Here is a 15,486-nt window from a genome sequence, read left to right as displayed (position 1 = left end):
TTAGGGAGGGATACTGTCTGAATGGAACAGTTATCAGTCAACAGAAGGCAGTTTCAAATTCTTCTGCAGCAGATTAATATGACAGATGATACCTTCATGACATATTTTGAAGATGGCGAGATTAAAAAGCTGGCGATACACAAAGCTTCAAAGTCTTGGCATTTTCATTTTCAATTTAAATCTTTGCTGCCTTTTCAAATATATGACACATTAACAACGAGGCTGACGCAATCGTTTGCCCACATAGCAAAAGTGACATCTTCAATCGAAGTGCAAGATGCCGAGATCAGTGAAAGTATTGTACAAGACTACTGGTCACGCTGCATTGAAGAACTGCAAGGCATTTCACCGCCGATTATCAGCCTATTAAACCAGCAAAAACCGAAACTGAAGGGCAATAAGCTGATTGTCAAAACAAAAACGGACACGGAAGCAGCTGCTCTTAAGAGCAAATATAGTTCCATGATTCAAGACGGCTACCGCCAATTTGGTTTCCCGGACCTTCAGCTTGATGCCGAAATCTTTGTATCCGAACAAGAAGTTCAAAAGTTTCGGGAGCAAAAGCTTGCGGAAGATCAAGAGCGAGCCATGCAGGCGCTGATTGAAATGGAGAAGAAAGATAAAGAAAGTGATGAAGACCAAATGCCATCCGGGCCTCTTGTTATCGGTTATCAAATTAAAGATAACGAAGAAATCCGGACACTTGACAGCATTATGGACGAAGAACGGAGAATTACGGTCCAAGGTTACGTGTTTGATGTGGAGACCCGAGAGCTGAAAAGCGGGCGCACGTTGTGTATCTTCAAAATTACAGACTACACAAATAGTATTTTAATCAAAATGTTTGCACGTGAAAAAGAAGATGCGGCACTGATGAAGTCTCTGAAAAAAGGTATGTGGGTAAAAGCACGCGGCAGCATTCAAAATGACACTTTTGTCAGAGATCTCGTTATGATCGCAAATGACGTGAACGAAATGAAAGCGAAAACCCGTGAAGATTCGGCTCCTGAAGGAGAAAAAAGAGTGGAATTGCACTTGCATTCCCCAATGAGCCAAATGGATGCTGTTACGGGTATCGGAAAACTCGTCGAACAGGCGAAAAAATGGGGTCATGAGGCCATCGCTTTGACGGACCATGCTGTCGTTCAATCCTTCCCTGATGCGTATTCCGCCGCTAAAAAGCATGGAATTAAAATGATTTATGGGATGGAAGCGAACCTCGTTGATGATGGCGTGCCAATCGCTTATAATGCTGCACATCGTTTGCTTGAGGAAGAAACATATGTTGTGTTTGACGTCGAGACGACTGGCCTATCTGCTGTATACGATACGATCATTGAGCTGGCTGCAGTAAAAGTAAAAGACGGAGAAATTATTGACAAATTTGAGGCGTTTGCGAACCCGCATCGTCCGCTTTCAGCCACAATCATAGAGCTGACCGGCATCACCGATGATATGCTTCGCGACGCTCCAGACGTCGTAGATGTCATAAGAGATTTCAGAGAATGGATCGGCGATGATATCCTTGTCGCCCATAATGCGAGTTTTGATATGGGATTCTTAAACGTAGCTTATAAAAGGCTTCTTGAAGTCGAAAAAGCTAAAAACCCAGTCATTGATACGCTTGAGCTTGGCCGTTTTCTCTATCCTGAATTTAAGAACCACCGTTTGAACACACTTTGTAAAAAGTTTGATATCGAACTCACACAGCATCACCGTGCGATCTACGATACTGAAGCCACTGCTTATTTGCTCCTGAAAATGCTGAAGGACGCAGCTGAAAAAGGCATTCAGTACCATGATGAGCTGAATGAAAATATGGGGCAGTCCAACGCTTATCAAAGATCGAGGCCTTATCACGCAACATTACTTGCTGTGAATAGCACGGGGCTTAAAAATTTATTTAAGCTTGTGTCACTTTCACATATTCATTATTTTTACAGAGTGCCTCGTATCCCAAGATCTCAGCTTGAGAAATACAGGGAAGGACTTCTCATCGGTTCAGCCTGTGACAGGGGAGAGGTTTTTGAAGGCATGATGCAAAAATCGCCTGAAGAGGTGGAAGATATCGCGTCATTCTACGATTATCTTGAGGTCCAGCCGCCGGAAGTATACCGTCACTTGCTGGAGCTTGAACTGGTGCGCGATGAAAAAGCGCTGAAAGAAATTATTGCCAATATCACGAAACTGGGTGAAAAGCTTAATAAACCGGTTGTGGCTACGGGGAATGTTCATTACTTGAATGATGAGGATAAAATCTACAGGAAGATCTTAATTTCCTCCCAAGGCGGGGCTAATCCGCTGAACAGGCATGAACTGCCGAAAGTGCATTTCAGAACGACAGACGAAATGCTTGAAGCATTTTCATTCTTAGGTGACGAAAAAGCGAAAGAAATCGTTGTCGCCAATACCCAAAAGGTTGCTTCTATGATCGATGACATCAAGCCGATTAAAGACGATTTGTACACACCGAAAATCGAAGGCGCTGATGAAGAGATCAGAGAAATGAGCTATCAGCGTGCTAAAAGCATTTACGGAGAAGAGCTGCCTGACATTGTGGAAGCGCGGATTGAAAAAGAATTAAAGAGTATCATTGGCCACGGCTTCGCTGTTATTTATTTGATCTCTCATAAACTTGTAAAGCGTTCATTGGATGACGGATATCTCGTAGGTTCCCGTGGTTCCGTAGGCTCCTCATTGGTTGCGACGCTTACTGAGATCACTGAGGTCAACCCGCTGCCGCCGCATTATGTATGCTCTGAGTGCCAGCATTCTGAGTTCTTTAATGACGGGTCTGTCGGTTCGGGTTTTGACCTGCCTGATAAGCTCTGTCCTCATTGCGGAACGCCTCTGAAAAAAGACGGCCATGATATTCCGTTTGAAACGTTCTTAGGTTTTAAAGGGGACAAAGTACCCGATATCGATTTGAACTTCTCAGGGGAATATCAGCCGCAAGCACACAATTACACAAAAGTATTGTTCGGAGAGGACAACGTATATCGAGCGGGAACGATAGGAACCGTTGCAGAAAAAACAGCTTACGGATATGTAAAAGGCTACGCCGGAGACCATAATCTTCATATGCGCGGGGCCGAAGTAGATCGGCTCGTACAGGGATGTACAGGTGTCAAACGGACGACTGGACAGCACCCTGGGGGTATTATCGTAGTTCCGGATTATATGGATATTTATGATTTTTCACCAATTCAGTTCCCGGCAGATGCCACAGGTTCAGAGTGGAAAACGACGCACTTTGATTTCCATTCCATCCATGACAACCTGTTAAAGCTGGATATTCTCGGACACGATGACCCGACCGTCATTCGGATGCTACAAGACTTAAGCGGAATCGATCCGAAAACCATTCCAACTGATGATCCTGAAGTAATGAAGATCTTCCAGGGAACCGAATCACTCGGTGTTACAGAAGAACAGATTGGCTGTAAAACAGGTACTCTTGGAATCCCTGAATTCGGAACCCGATTTGTGCGGCAGATGCTTGAAGATACAAAGCCGACAACTTTTTCCGAGCTCGTTCAGATTTCAGGCTTGTCTCACGGAACTGATGTATGGCTCGGCAATGCGCAGGAACTCATCCACAATAATATCTGCGAGCTGAGTGAAGTGATCGGCTGCCGTGATGACATTATGGTTTATTTAATCTATCAAGGCCTTGAGCCGTCCCTTGCTTTTAAAATCATGGAATTTGTGCGTAAAGGAAAAGGATTAACGCCTGAATGGGAAGAAGAAATGAAAAATAACAATGTCCCGGACTGGTATATTGATTCTTGTAAAAAGATTAAATACATGTTCCCGAAAGCCCATGCCGCGGCTTATGTATTAATGGCGGTCCGTATCGCTTACTTTAAAGTGCATCACGCACTATTGTATTATGCGGCTTATTTTACTGTTCGTGCAGACGACTTTGATATCGATACGATGATTAAAGGCTCTACAGCAATCAAAGCCGTAATGGAGGACATTAACGGTAAAGGACTTGATGCTTCACCGAAGGAAAAAAACCTTCTCACTGTGTTAGAACTAGCGCTTGAAATGTGTGAGAGGGGTTATTCATTCCAAAAAGTCGACTTATATCGCTCCAGCGCTGCTGAGTTTATCATAGACGGCAATAGCCTGATCCCGCCGTTTAACTCCATTCCAGGACTAGGGACGAACGCAGCTCTGAATATTGTAAAGGCTCGTGAAGAAGGCGAATTCCTCTCTAAAGAAGATTTGCAAAAAAGAGGGAAAGTGTCCAAAACGATTTTAGAGTATTTAGATCGCCATGGCTGTCTGGAATCACTGCCTGATCAAAACCAATTGTCACTGTTTTAACATGGAAAGCAGAGTTTCTTTGGAAATTCTGCTTCTATGTATACATAAGCGCAAAAAGTGACATTGTAACATCAGAGTCTCTGTCATTTGCTTAGGTGAAAGTAAGCGTATATCCATTTGCAATAAAAATATGGTTATGGTATAGTTTTATTGGAAATGCTAACGATTACCGAGGCAAAGAGTGGGGAAACCCGCTCTTTTGTATTGAACAGGAGAATTTTGTCTCGACATGTTCATCGTTTACTTTTAGCCCCCTGCTCTTTTGAAGCAGGGTTTTTATGCAGAGTGACGAGACGAATATGAGATCGACAGCACAAGGAGGAAGAACATTGAGCAAAAAAGTGACTGACACCGTTCAAGAGATGGCTCAGCCAATCGTAGACAGCCTTCAGCTGGAACTCGTCGACATTGAATTTGTCAAAGAGGGTCAAAGCTGGTTCCTTCGCGTGTTTATTGATTCCGATGACGGTGTGGATATTGAGGAATGTGCCAAAGTAAGCGAAGCTTTAAGCGAAAAGCTTGATGAGGCAGACCCAATCAGCCAAAATTACTTTCTTGAAGTCTCATCTCCAGGAGCTGAGCGTCCGCTAAAGAAAAAAGCCGATTTTGAAAAATCACTTGGAAAAAATGTGTACATTAAGACGTATGAGCCTATTGAGGGCGCAAAAGTGTTTGAAGGTGAACTGGCTGAATTTGATGGACAAACAGTGACAGTTGAGATCACGATCAAAACAAGAAAGAAACGGATCAATATTCCGTATGACAAAATAGCTAATGCAAGACTAGCTGTTACATTCTAATGAATACAAATGCTTTAAGGGGGGAGACCGTTAAATGAGCAGTGAATTATTAGATGCTCTCACGATTCTTGAAAAAGAAAAAGGCATCAGTAAAGAAATTATCATTGAAGCAATCGAAGCTGCGTTAATTTCTGCTTATAAGCGGAATTTTAATCAAGCGCAAAATGTACGGGTGGATTTAAACCGTGAAACAGGCTCCATCCGTGTTTTTGCTAGAAAAGATGTCGTTGACGAAGTATACGACCAAAGACTGGAGATCTCTATTGAAGAGGCGCAGGGCATCCATCCGGAATATATGGTCGGCGATGTCGTTGAAATCGAAGTAACACCTAAAGATTTCGGGCGCATAGCTGCTCAAACAGCGAAGCAGGTCGTCACACAGCGTGTGCGGGAAGCTGAGCGCGGCGTGATTTATTCTGAATTTATCGACCGTGAAGAAGATATTATGACAGGTATCGTCCAGCGGCTGGACAATAAGTTTATCTACGTGTCCTTGGGCAAAATAGAAGCTTTGCTGCCGGTTAATGAGCAAATGCCAAATGAAAGCTATAAGCCTCATGACCGCATTAAAGTATTTATCACAAAAGTGGAAAAAACGACGAAGGGCCCGCAGATTTACGTATCTAGAACACATCCAGGCCTGTTAAAGCGTTTGTTTGAAATCGAAGTGCCTGAAATTTATGATGGAACTGTGGAGCTGAAATCTGTTGCCAGAGAAGCCGGCGACCGTTCAAAAATTTCGGTTCGCACAGACGACCCTGACGTGGATCCTGTCGGCTCATGCGTAGGCCCTAAAGGTCAGCGTGTTCAGGCGATCGTCAATGAATTAAAAGGTGAAAAAATTGACATTGTCAACTGGTCTAGTGATCCTGTAGAATTTGTCGCGAATGCACTCAGTCCTTCGAAAGTGCTGGATGTCATCGTTAATGAGGAAGAAAAAGCGACAACTGTTGTTGTTCCTGATTACCAGCTGTCTCTAGCGATTGGCAAAAGAGGACAAAACGCACGCTTAGCTGCTAAACTGACAGGCTGGAAGATTGATATTAAGAGCGAAACGGACGCAAGAGAACTTGAAATCTATCCGAGAGAACTTGAAGATGAAGACGATGAGCCGCTCTTTACGGAGCCTGAAACTGTTGAATCGGATGAATAAGAGGTGACCTTAGGTGAATAAACACAAGAAGATCCCGTTACGCAAATGTGTAGTGACTGGTGAAATGAAGCCTAAAAAGGAACTGATCCGAGTTGTACGTTCGAAAGAAGGCGAAATCTCCGTAGACCCGACCGGAAAGAAGAACGGGCGGGGTGCGTATGTAACGCTGGATAAAGAGTCTATCTTAGCAGCAAAAAAGAGAAACACTTTGCAAAATCAATTTCAATCACAAATCGATGACCAGATTTTCGAAGAATTGCTGGAGCTGGCGGAAAAGGTGAAAAAATAAAATGTCTGGAATGGAATGGTTTCCCTTGCTGGGTCTGGCCAATCGAGCTCGTAAGGTCGTGTCAGGCGAGGACTTGGTAATCAAAGAAATCAGGAATGCGCGTGCAAAGCTTGTCCTGCTTACAGAGGATGCATCTTCTAACACAGCGAAAAAAGTAACCGACAAGTGCAATTATTATAAAGTCCCTTATAAAAAAGTCGAGAGTCGCGCGGTTCTTGGACGCTCTATCGGTAAAGAAGCCCGTGTCGTTGTCGCCGTCACTGACCAAGGTTTTGCGAATAAGCTGATCAGCTTGCTCGATTAATATTTTTGGGGGTGAACGAATGGCTAAAATGAGAGTATACGAATATGCAAAAGCGTTAAATGTTTCAAGTAAGGAAATTTTGACCGCACTGAAAAACATGAATTTAGAAGTGAATAATCATATGGCCATGCTTGAAGAAAAGGCCATTAAACAGCTTGATGCCAAATTTAAAAAAGGCGGCGCAGCCGCTACATCTCAAAAGCCAGCACAAACGAACAAAAACAAACAGCCGCAAGGGATCAATCAGCAATCAGCTGGAAATCAACCAAACAAAATTCGAGACGGAAAGAAGAATGACGTGCAGAATAATCAATTTAACAAAAACAAGAAAAATAACAACAACAAAAAAAATAAACGCAACCACAATAACAATAAAAACCAATATCAGCAAAAGCCTGTAAAGCCGAAAAAAGAGCTTCCTGAGAAAATTACATTCTCTGGAACATTAACAGTCGGCGCACTGGCTGAAGAGCTTGGCAAAGAGCCATCAGAACTCATTAAAAAGCTGATGCTTCTCGGTGTAATGGCAACCATTAACCAAGAGCTTGATAAAGATACAATTGAACTCATTGCATCGGAATATGGTGTAGAAACAGAAGAAGTCATTGTGCTTGAAGAAACAGAACTTGAAAAATATGAAGAGCCCGATAAAGAAGAGGATCTTGAAATTCGTCCTCCTGTCGTTACAATCATGGGTCACGTTGACCACGGGAAAACGACGCTTCTTGACAGCATCCGTAAAACGAAGGTTGTTGAAGGAGAAGCAGGCGGAATCACCCAGCATATCGGTGCTTACCAAATTGAAGAGAACGGCAAGAAAATTACGTTCTTGGATACTCCGGGCCACGCCGCATTTACGACAATGCGTGCGCGTGGTGCAGAAGTAACTGATATTACGATTCTCGTTGTGGCTGCAGATGACGGTGTAATGCCGCAAACTGTAGAAGCGATTAACCATGCAAAAGCAGCTGAGGTTCCAATTATCGTTGCTGTGAATAAAGTTGATAAAGAAGCCGCAAATCCTGACCGTGTGATGCAAGAACTGACGGAATACGGACTTGTCCCTGAAGCTTGGGGCGGAGAAACCATTTTTGTTCCGCTTTCCGCTTTAACCGGAAAAGGCATTGATGAACTCGTTGAAATGATTTTGCTTGTCAGTGAAGTAGAGGAACTGAAAGCGAATCCGAAACGCCAGGCAAAAGGAACGGTTATTGAAGCGGAACTTGATAAAGGCAGAGGGTCAGTTGCGACATTGCTCGTACAGACTGGAACACTGCATGTCGGTGATCCGATCGTAGTCGGCAACACATTTGGCCGTGTCCGTGCAATGGTAAACGATATTGGACGCCGTGTGAAAACGGCCGGCCCGTCAACTCCGGTTGAAATTACCGGCTTGAATGATGTCCCTCAAGCGGGAGACCAATTCCTTGTCTTTAAGGATGAAAAAACAGCACGTTCTGTCGGGGAAGCCCGTGCTTCGAAACAGCTTGAAGAGCAGCGCAGCGATAAAGCGAAGCTCAGTCTTGATGACTTATTCGAGCAAATTAAACAAGGTGATGTAAAAGACATCAACCTCATCGTAAAAGCTGACGTTCAAGGATCGGCAGAAGCCTTAACCGCTGCACTTCAAAAAATTGAAGTGGAAGGCGTTAAAGTGAAAATCATCCATACAGGCGTTGGTGCGATTACTGAATCTGACATTATCTTGGCATCTGCTTCCAATGCAATTGTTATCGGGTTTAATGTGAGACCGGACGGAAATGCTAAGAGTACGGCTGAAGCTGAAAATGTAGATATTCGACTTCACCGTATCATTTACAAAGTCATCGACGAGATTGAAGCTGCTATGAAAGGTATGCTTGATCCTGAATATGAAGAAAAAGTAATTGGTCAAGTAGAAGTACGCCAAACATTCAAAGTATCTAAGATCGGTACAATTGCCGGCGGATATGTTACTGAAGGAAACATTACGCGTGACAGCGGCCTCCGTTTAATTCGTGATGGTGTTGTCATCTTCGAAGGCGAAGTAGATGTTCTGAAACGCTTTAAAGACGATGTGAAAGAAGTTTCACAAGGCTATGAATGTGGTATTACAATTAAGAAATACAATGACATTCGCGAAGGTGACATCCTTGAAGCGTTTGTCATGCAAGAAATTGAAAGAAAGTGATCGGATTTGCGGAATGTGAATGCATCATTTATGATGCAGGATCGTTAAAAGAAAAGCGTGCCGTTCTGAAGCGTGTTTTAACCAGGGTTCAAAACAAGTTCAATGTCTCGATTTCGGAGATTGACTATCAGGACACATGGCAAAGGACCAGCTTCGGAATCGCCGCTGTTTCTTCCTCTCGCGTTCAAACAGAAAAAGAGCTGCAGCGCGTCCTAGCGTTTATCGATTCTTTTCCTGAAATTGAACGGACGATCACTAGGACAGAGTGGTTTTAACTTAGAGGTGATTGAATTGAGTATGAGAGCAAACCGTGTCGGCGAGCAAATGAAAAAAGAACTCGGTGACATTATCAGCCGCAAGCTGAAAGATCCGAGAATTGGTTTTCTGACAGTAACCGATGTACGTGTATCAGGTGATTTGCAAATTGCAAAGGTGTATATCTCGGTTCTCGGTGACGAGAAAAAACGGGAGGAAGCGCTGAAAGGGCTGGCAAAGGCGAAAGGGTTTATCCGATCAGAAATCGGCAGCCGCATCAGACTTCGAAAAACGCCTGAAATTGAATTTGAGTTCGATGAATCAATCGATTACGGAAATCGAATCGAAACGCTGATTCACGAATTGCATTCAGAGAAACCATCTGAATAAAAAAGGAGAGGATAGGCGTATATCGTCTGTCCTCTTTCTTCGTTTAAAGAAAAAACTCAAAAGAAGGAGTGAAAGACAAATGGTTAATGGAGTTCTCCTTTTACATAAACCGGTTGGCATGACATCGCACGACTGTGTCATGAAAATCCGAAAACTGTTAAAAACAAAAAAAGTAGGTCATACGGGAACGCTCGATCCAGAAGTCTCAGGCGTACTTCCGATTTGTGTGGGAAGGGCGACTAAAATCGTCGAATACTTAACTGAAAAATCTAAAACATATGACGCGGAAATCACACTTGGCTTTTCTACGACAACAGAGGACCAAACAGGAGAAACGGTTGAAACAAAGCCTGTGAATCAAGACATTGATAAAGCAGATGTTGAAAAAGTTCTAAACAGCTTAAAGGGTAAACAAGAACAAATTCCTCCCATGTATTCGGCTGTCAAAGTAAACGGCAAAAAGCTATACGAATATGCTAGGGCAGGAATTGAAGTAGAACGTCCGAAACGTATGATTACCATTGAAGACATTGCTTTGACGACAGAGATTAAACATAATGGAGAAACCGCAAGCTTCCGTTTTACAGTGACATGCTCCAAAGGAACCTATGTAAGAACGCTGGCGGTCATGATTGGGGAAAAGCTCGGATATCCGGCTCACATGTCTCATTTAATCCGTACAGCATCCGGAGATTTTTCTCTCGACGAATGCTTTACCTTTGATGAACTGGAAGCACAGGCTCAGTCCGGAAACGTGGAAGAGCATGCAGTTCCTATTGAACGCGCGCTCAATCATTTGCCGAAATGGATCATAAGTGATACATTAGCTAAGAAAGTAGAAAATGGGGCTTTGCTTGAGACGCCCGAGCAGTTTTCTGAAATGACCAGTGAAGACCGCATTGCCGTCTTTACTGAATCCGGAAGCTGTTTGGCGATCTATTTCCCCCATCCTGCTAAAATAGGGCTGTTAAAGCCGGCAAAAGTATTGATGCAAAAAAGCGAACAATAGAAAAAAGGTGACCGTTCTGTGAAGACGATACATATTACACATCCTCATCATTTAATCAAAGAGGAGCAGGCAAAGTCTGTGATGGCGTTAGGGTATTTTGACGGCGTTCATCTGGGACATCAAAAGGTAATCGGCACAGCGAAGCAGATAGCTGAAGAAAAGGGCCTGACATTAGCTGTAATGACCTTTCATCCTCATCCTTCTCATGTATTGGGCAGGAATCGGGAGCCAAAGGATCTGATTACGCCTCTTGAAGATAAAATTAATCAAATTGGACAATTAGGCACAGATATTCTGTATATTGTTACATTTAATGAAGCATTTGCTGCCCTTTCTCCTAAGCAGTTTGCAGACCAGTATATTATCGGCCTTAATGTGCAGCACGCAGTGGCGGGCTTTGACTTTACGTACGGCAAATACGGCAAGGGAACGATGGAGACCATGCCGCTTGATTTAGACGGAAAAGCTGAGTGCACAATGGTTGAAAAATTAACGGAACAGGATAAAAAAATCAGTTCTACGTATATCCGCAACGCGCTTCAAAACGGAGATGTTGACTTGGCAAAAGTCTTGCTTGGACAGCCTTATTATATCAAAGGAATTGTCATTCACGGTGATAAGAGAGGGCGGACCATCGGGTTTCCGACAGCAAATGTCGGTTTAAATAATAGCTATATCGTACCGCCGACAGGTGTATATGCCGTAAAAGCGGAAGTGAACGGCGAAGTCTACAATGGCGTTTGCAATATCGGTTATAAGCCGACGTTTTATGAAAAACGTCCGGAGCAGCCTTCAATCGAGGTCAATTTGTTTGATTTCGATCAGGAGGTATACGGAGCCGCTATAAAAATCGAATGGTATAAACGGATTCGGAGCGAGCGGAAATTCAATGGCATCAAAGAATTAACAGAGCAAATTGAGAAGGATAAGCAGGAAGCCATCCGTTATTTCAGCAATCTGCGGAAATAACATGCAATGGACACAAATTTTATTCTAAAATATTTGCATATAGGCCTGATTTTTAGTATGATAGTTCTCGTAGTCTTAAAACCATTGCTTGGCAATCCGAAGTCACCGACGGTTGCTAGGTAACTGGGGCTAAATATGATTTGGAGGTGAAACAGGATGGCAATTACTCAAGAGCGTAAAAACCAACTCATCAGTGAGTTCAAAACACACGAATCTGATACTGGATCTCCAGAAGTTCAGATCGCTATCCTAACTGACTCAATTAACAACTTGAACGAGCATTTACGTACTCACAAGAAAGACCACCATTCACGTCGCGGTCTTCTTAAAATGGTAGGTAAGCGTCGTAATCTTCTTACGTATCTGCGTAATAAAGACGTAACTCGTTACCGTGAGTTAATTAACAAACTAGGCTTACGTCGATAATCGTAAAAAGCGGGAGGATTCCCGCTTTTTTATCGTATTAAAGCGAAAATACTTATAACAAATCATTGAAATCCTTTTACATACTACTTTGACATTGATATGTTCAATTCATTTCGTTCATAATAGGAGTAATTGATTATTTCACACAACGAAGAGAGGAGTTCGTAATTGTATGGGACAAGAAAAACATGTCTTTACCATAGATTGGGCCGGCAGAACGCTTACCGTTGAAACCGGCCAGCTTGCCAAACAGGCAAACGGTGCTGTGATGATCCGTTACGGTGATACAGCAGTGCTTAGTACAGCAACTGCTTCAAAAGAGCCAAAACCGCTTGATTTCTTCCCGCTTACTGTAAACTATGAGGAAAGATTATATGCGGTAGGGAAAATTCCGGGCGGATTTATTAAAAGAGAAGGACGCCCGAGCGAAAAGGCGATTCTTGCCAGTCGTTTAATCGACCGTCCGATCCGTCCTTTGTTTGCTGATGGATTCCGTAATGAGGTTCAAGTTATCAGCATTGTCATGAGTGTTGACCAAGACTGCTCTTCTGAAATGGCTGCCATGTTCGGTTCATCTCTTGCTCTTTCTGTATCGGATATTCCGTTTGAAGGGCCGATTGCAGGGGTTACTGTCGGGCGCATTGATGACAAATTTATCATTAACCCGACAGTCGATCAGCTTGAAAAAAGCGATATCAATCTTGTGGTGGCCGGTACGAAAGATGCCATTAACATGGTAGAAGCAGGCGCGGACGAGGTTCCTGAGGAAACGATGCTTGAAGCCATTATGTTCGGCCATGATGAGATTAAACGCCTGATTGCATTCCAAGAAGAAATTGTAGCCGCAGTCGGCAAAGAAAAATCAGAAATTGCTCTATATGAAATTGATGAAGAGCTTAGTGAAAAAGTAAAAGCTTTAGCAGAAGAGGATCTGCTGAAAGCTATCCAGGTTCATGAAAAGCATGCCCGCGAAGATGCCATTAATGAAGTGAAAAATACCGTTGTGGCAAAATTCGAGGATGAAGAGCATGATGAAGACACAATCAAACAAGTGAAGCAGATTTTATCCAAGATGGTGAAAAATGAAGTTCGCCGCTTGATTACTGAAGAGAAAGTAAGACCGGACGGCCGCGGTGTCGATCAAATCCGCCCGCTTTCTTCTGAGGTCGGCCTCTTGCCAAGAACGCACGGATCAGGGCTGTTTACAAGGGGACAAACACAGGCCCTCAGCGTATGTACGTTAGGCGCTCTAGGTGATGTGCAAATCCTTGACGGCTTAGGTGTGGAAGAGTCGAAACGGTTTATGCATCATTACAATTTCCCTCAATTCAGCGTTGGGGAAACAGGGCCAATGCGCGGACCGGGACGCCGTGAAATCGGACACGGAGCACTGGGTGAGCGAGCGCTTGAGCCAGTTATTCCGTCTGAAAAAGACTTCCCTTACACTGTCCGTCTTGTGTCAGAAGTGCTGGAATCAAACGGTTCTACGTCTCAAGCAAGTATTTGCGCAAGCACACTTGCAATGATGGATGCCGGTGTACCGATCAAAGCCCCGGTTGCAGGTATTGCGATGGGTCTTGTTAAATCAGGCGAACATTACACTGTTCTGACTGATATTCAAGGCATGGAAGACGCGCTTGGAGATATGGACTTTAAAGTAGCCGGGACTGATAAAGGCGTAACGGCGCTGCAAATGGATATTAAAATCGAAGGCCTTTCCAGAGAGATTCTTGAAGAAGCGCTGCAGCAGGCGAAAAAAGGAAGAATGGAAATCCTTGACAGCATGCTTGCGACATTAAGCGAATCACGAAAAGAGCTTTCTCAATACGCGCCTAAGATTTTAACAATGGCCATTAATCCTGATAAGATCCGCGATGTCATCGGGCCAAGCGGAAAACAAATCAATAAAATCATCGAAGAAACCGGTGTTAAAATTGATATTGAACAGGACGGCACCATCTTTATTTCTTCAACAGATGAAAGCAGCAACCATAAAGCGAAAAAAATCATCGAAGACCTTGTCAGAGAGGTTGAAGTCGGCCAGCTTTACCTAGGTAAAGTGAAACGAATCGAAAAATTCGGGGCTTTCGTTGAAATTTTCAGCGGAAAAGACGGTTTGGTGCACATCTCAGAGCTTGCGCTTGAACGCGTAGGGAAAGTTGAAGATGTTGTGAAAATCGGGGACGAGATCCTTGTTAAGGTCACTGAAATTGATAAACAAGGACGAGTCAATTTGTCCCGTAAAGCGGTGCTCCGTGAAGAGAAAGAAAAAGAAGAACAACAACAATCTTAAATGAAAACATAAAAGGAGCCTGGGAGACCCGGCTTCTTTATTTTGAAGCTTTTAAAAAAGCAGGCGGGTTCTACCTTGTCCTTCTCCTTCATAATGTGAGGTGAGGGGGGACAGAACATGTACAAAAAATTTGTGCCGTTTGCCGTGTTTCTATTTCTGTTTTTTGTTTCATTTGAGATGATGAAAAATCCGTATACACTTGATTATATAGGGGCAATGCAAAAAGATACGGTGACTGTCACGGCATCCAAAGACCCGTTATATGAAGAATTGCTTCAAAAAGCGCCTGAGTACGAAGTGAAGCCCCAGGATGCCAGAATCGATAAGGTTTGGAAAAGTATACCCGGTTACAATGGGTTAAAGGTCAATATTGAAAAATCATATAAAAAAATGAAAAAGCAAGGCGAGTTTCGGGAAAGCGATCTAGTGTACAGCCAAGTAAAACCAACTGTTCATCTTGAGTCTCTTCAGCCTGAGCCTATTTATAAAGGAAATCCAGACAAACCGATGGTGTCTTTTTTAATCAATGTGGCATGGGGAAATGAGTGTTTAGAAAAAATGCTCCCTATTTTGCAAAAGCATCAGGTCAAGGCTACGTTCTTTTTAGAAGGCAATTGGGTGAGGAAAAATGAACAGCTCGCTAAGAAGATTGCGGAAGATGGACATGAGATAGGAAATCATTCATACAATCATCCGGATATGAGCAAACTGACTACAGAAAGAATTTCCGAACAGCTCGACAAGACAAATAAGCAAATAGAAAAAACGATCGGTGTTAAGCCGAAGTGGTTTGCTCCGCCGAGCGGAAGTTTTCGAAAAGCGGTCGTTGACATTGCAGCTGAGAAACAGATGGGAACAGTCATGTGGACAGTTGATACGATCGATTGGCAAAAACCGGCTCCGTCTGTACTTCAAACGAGAGTGTTAAGCAAGATACATAATGGTGCCATGATTTTAATGCATCCGACTGACCCTACGGCGGAAAGTCTTGAAGCGCTGATTACAAAGATAAAAGATAAAGGATACGCGCTTGGAACAGTCACCGAACTAATGGATGAAACAAGACTGTTGAAGTAACAGTTGCAGGCAGCTT

13 protein-coding genes are annotated in these 15,486 nt (G+C 43.3%); all 13 read left to right on the top strand.

The annotated features are described in order from the left end of the window. The first annotated feature begins 21 nt into the window (after nt 1–21). The 13 genes from BV11031_RS09660 to BV11031_RS09600 all read left to right on the top strand — a co-directional run bounded on the left by BV11031_RS09660 (nt 22) and on the right by BV11031_RS09600 (nt 15,470). On the top strand, nt 22–4,335 hold the full coding sequence (locus BV11031_RS09660; protein ID WP_010328010.1) for a PolC-type DNA polymerase III: 4,314 nt from the start codon (nt 22–24) through the stop codon (nt 4,333–4,335). A gap of 329 nt (nt 4,336–4,664) precedes the next feature. Further along, the gene (gene rimP / locus BV11031_RS09655; protein ID WP_010328009.1) at nt 4,665–5,135 is read left to right on the top strand and encodes a ribosome maturation factor RimP; all 471 of its coding nucleotides are present in this window, start codon (nt 4,665–4,667) and stop codon (nt 5,133–5,135) included. A 34-nt stretch (nt 5,136–5,169) separates the two neighbouring features. Continuing rightward, a complete protein-coding gene (nusA, locus tag BV11031_RS09650; protein ID WP_010328008.1) occupies nt 5,170–6,288 on the top strand; it encodes a transcription termination factor NusA in 1,119 nt (372 codons plus the stop codon). 13 nt (nt 6,289–6,301) lie between these two features. Next, a complete protein-coding gene (gene rulR, locus BV11031_RS09645) occupies nt 6,302–6,577 on the top strand; it encodes an RNase P modulator RnpM (protein WP_010328007.1) in 276 nt (91 codons plus the stop codon). Nucleotide 6,578: 1 nt separating this feature from the next. After that, entirely contained in the window at nt 6,579–6,881 is a 303-nt protein-coding gene (locus tag BV11031_RS09640) for a YlxQ family RNA-binding protein (RefSeq protein ID WP_003220946.1), read from the top strand. A 19-nt stretch (nt 6,882–6,900) separates the two neighbouring features. After that, nucleotides 6,901–9,051 carry a translation initiation factor IF-2 gene (gene infB / locus BV11031_RS09635; protein ID WP_010328006.1) on the top strand — a complete coding sequence of 717 codons (2,151 nt, stop codon included), beginning with the start codon at nt 6,901–6,903 and terminating at the stop codon, nt 9,049–9,051. Next, on the top strand, nt 9,048–9,326 hold the full coding sequence (locus BV11031_RS09630; protein WP_010328005.1) for a DUF503 domain-containing protein: 279 nt from the start codon (nt 9,048–9,050) through the stop codon (nt 9,324–9,326). Before infB ends, BV11031_RS09630 begins: the two co-directional genes overlap by 4 nt. Nucleotides 9,327–9,342: 16 nt before the next feature. Beyond that, nucleotides 9,343–9,696, top strand: coding sequence for a 30S ribosome-binding factor RbfA (gene rbfA, locus BV11031_RS09625; RefSeq protein ID WP_009967251.1), 354 nt, complete (start codon nt 9,343–9,345; stop codon nt 9,694–9,696). Nucleotides 9,697–9,775: 79 nt separating this feature from the next. Further along, nucleotides 9,776–10,705 (top strand): tRNA pseudouridine(55) synthase TruB, encoded by a 930-nt coding sequence (truB, locus tag BV11031_RS09620; RefSeq protein WP_010328004.1) that lies wholly within the window; start codon nt 9,776–9,778, stop codon nt 10,703–10,705. 18 nt (nt 10,706–10,723) lie between these two features. Further along, entirely contained in the window at nt 10,724–11,674 is a 951-nt protein-coding gene (gene ribF / locus BV11031_RS09615) for a bifunctional riboflavin kinase/FAD synthetase (protein ID WP_010328003.1), read from the top strand. A gap of 156 nt (nt 11,675–11,830) precedes the next feature. Further along, nucleotides 11,831–12,100 (top strand): 30S ribosomal protein S15, encoded by a 270-nt coding sequence (gene rpsO, locus BV11031_RS09610; protein ID WP_003154182.1) that lies wholly within the window; start codon nt 11,831–11,833, stop codon nt 12,098–12,100. Between the two features lie 172 nt (nt 12,101–12,272). After that, the gene (gene pnp, locus BV11031_RS09605) at nt 12,273–14,393 is read left to right on the top strand and encodes a polyribonucleotide nucleotidyltransferase (protein WP_010328001.1); all 2,121 of its coding nucleotides are present in this window, start codon (nt 12,273–12,275) and stop codon (nt 14,391–14,393) included. A gap of 117 nt (nt 14,394–14,510) precedes the next feature. Further along, nucleotides 14,511–15,470, top strand: a complete 960-nt coding sequence (locus BV11031_RS09600; RefSeq protein WP_010328000.1) for a polysaccharide deacetylase family protein — start codon at nt 14,511–14,513, stop codon at nt 15,468–15,470. Nucleotides 15,471–15,486: the final 16 nt, after the last annotated feature.

This window comes from Bacillus vallismortis (assembly GCF_004116955.1).
Taxonomy (GTDB): domain Bacteria; phylum Bacillota; class Bacilli; order Bacillales; family Bacillaceae; genus Bacillus; species Bacillus vallismortis.
The sequence above is the reverse complement of the archived record's forward strand: the minus strand, read 5'-3'. Positions and strand labels throughout refer to the sequence as shown.

Coding starts and splice junctions, on each gene's coding strand:
- rpsO (WP_003154182.1), top strand. CDS start 11,831: ATGGCAATTACTCAAGAGCGTAAAAACCAACTCATCAGTGAGTTCAAA.
- BV11031_RS09660 (WP_010328010.1), top strand. CDS start 22: ATGGAACAGTTATCAGTCAACAGAAGGCAGTTTCAAATTCTTCTGCAG.
- BV11031_RS09600 (WP_010328000.1), top strand. CDS start 14,511: ATGTACAAAAAATTTGTGCCGTTTGCCGTGTTTCTATTTCTGTTTTTT.
- pnp (WP_010328001.1), top strand. CDS start 12,273: ATGGGACAAGAAAAACATGTCTTTACCATAGATTGGGCCGGCAGAACG.
- nusA (WP_010328008.1), top strand. CDS start 5,170: ATGAGCAGTGAATTATTAGATGCTCTCACGATTCTTGAAAAAGAAAAA.
- infB (WP_010328006.1), top strand. CDS start 6,901: ATGGCTAAAATGAGAGTATACGAATATGCAAAAGCGTTAAATGTTTCA.
- truB (WP_010328004.1), top strand. CDS start 9,776: ATGGTTAATGGAGTTCTCCTTTTACATAAACCGGTTGGCATGACATCG.
- BV11031_RS09640 (WP_003220946.1), top strand. CDS start 6,579: ATGTCTGGAATGGAATGGTTTCCCTTGCTGGGTCTGGCCAATCGAGCT.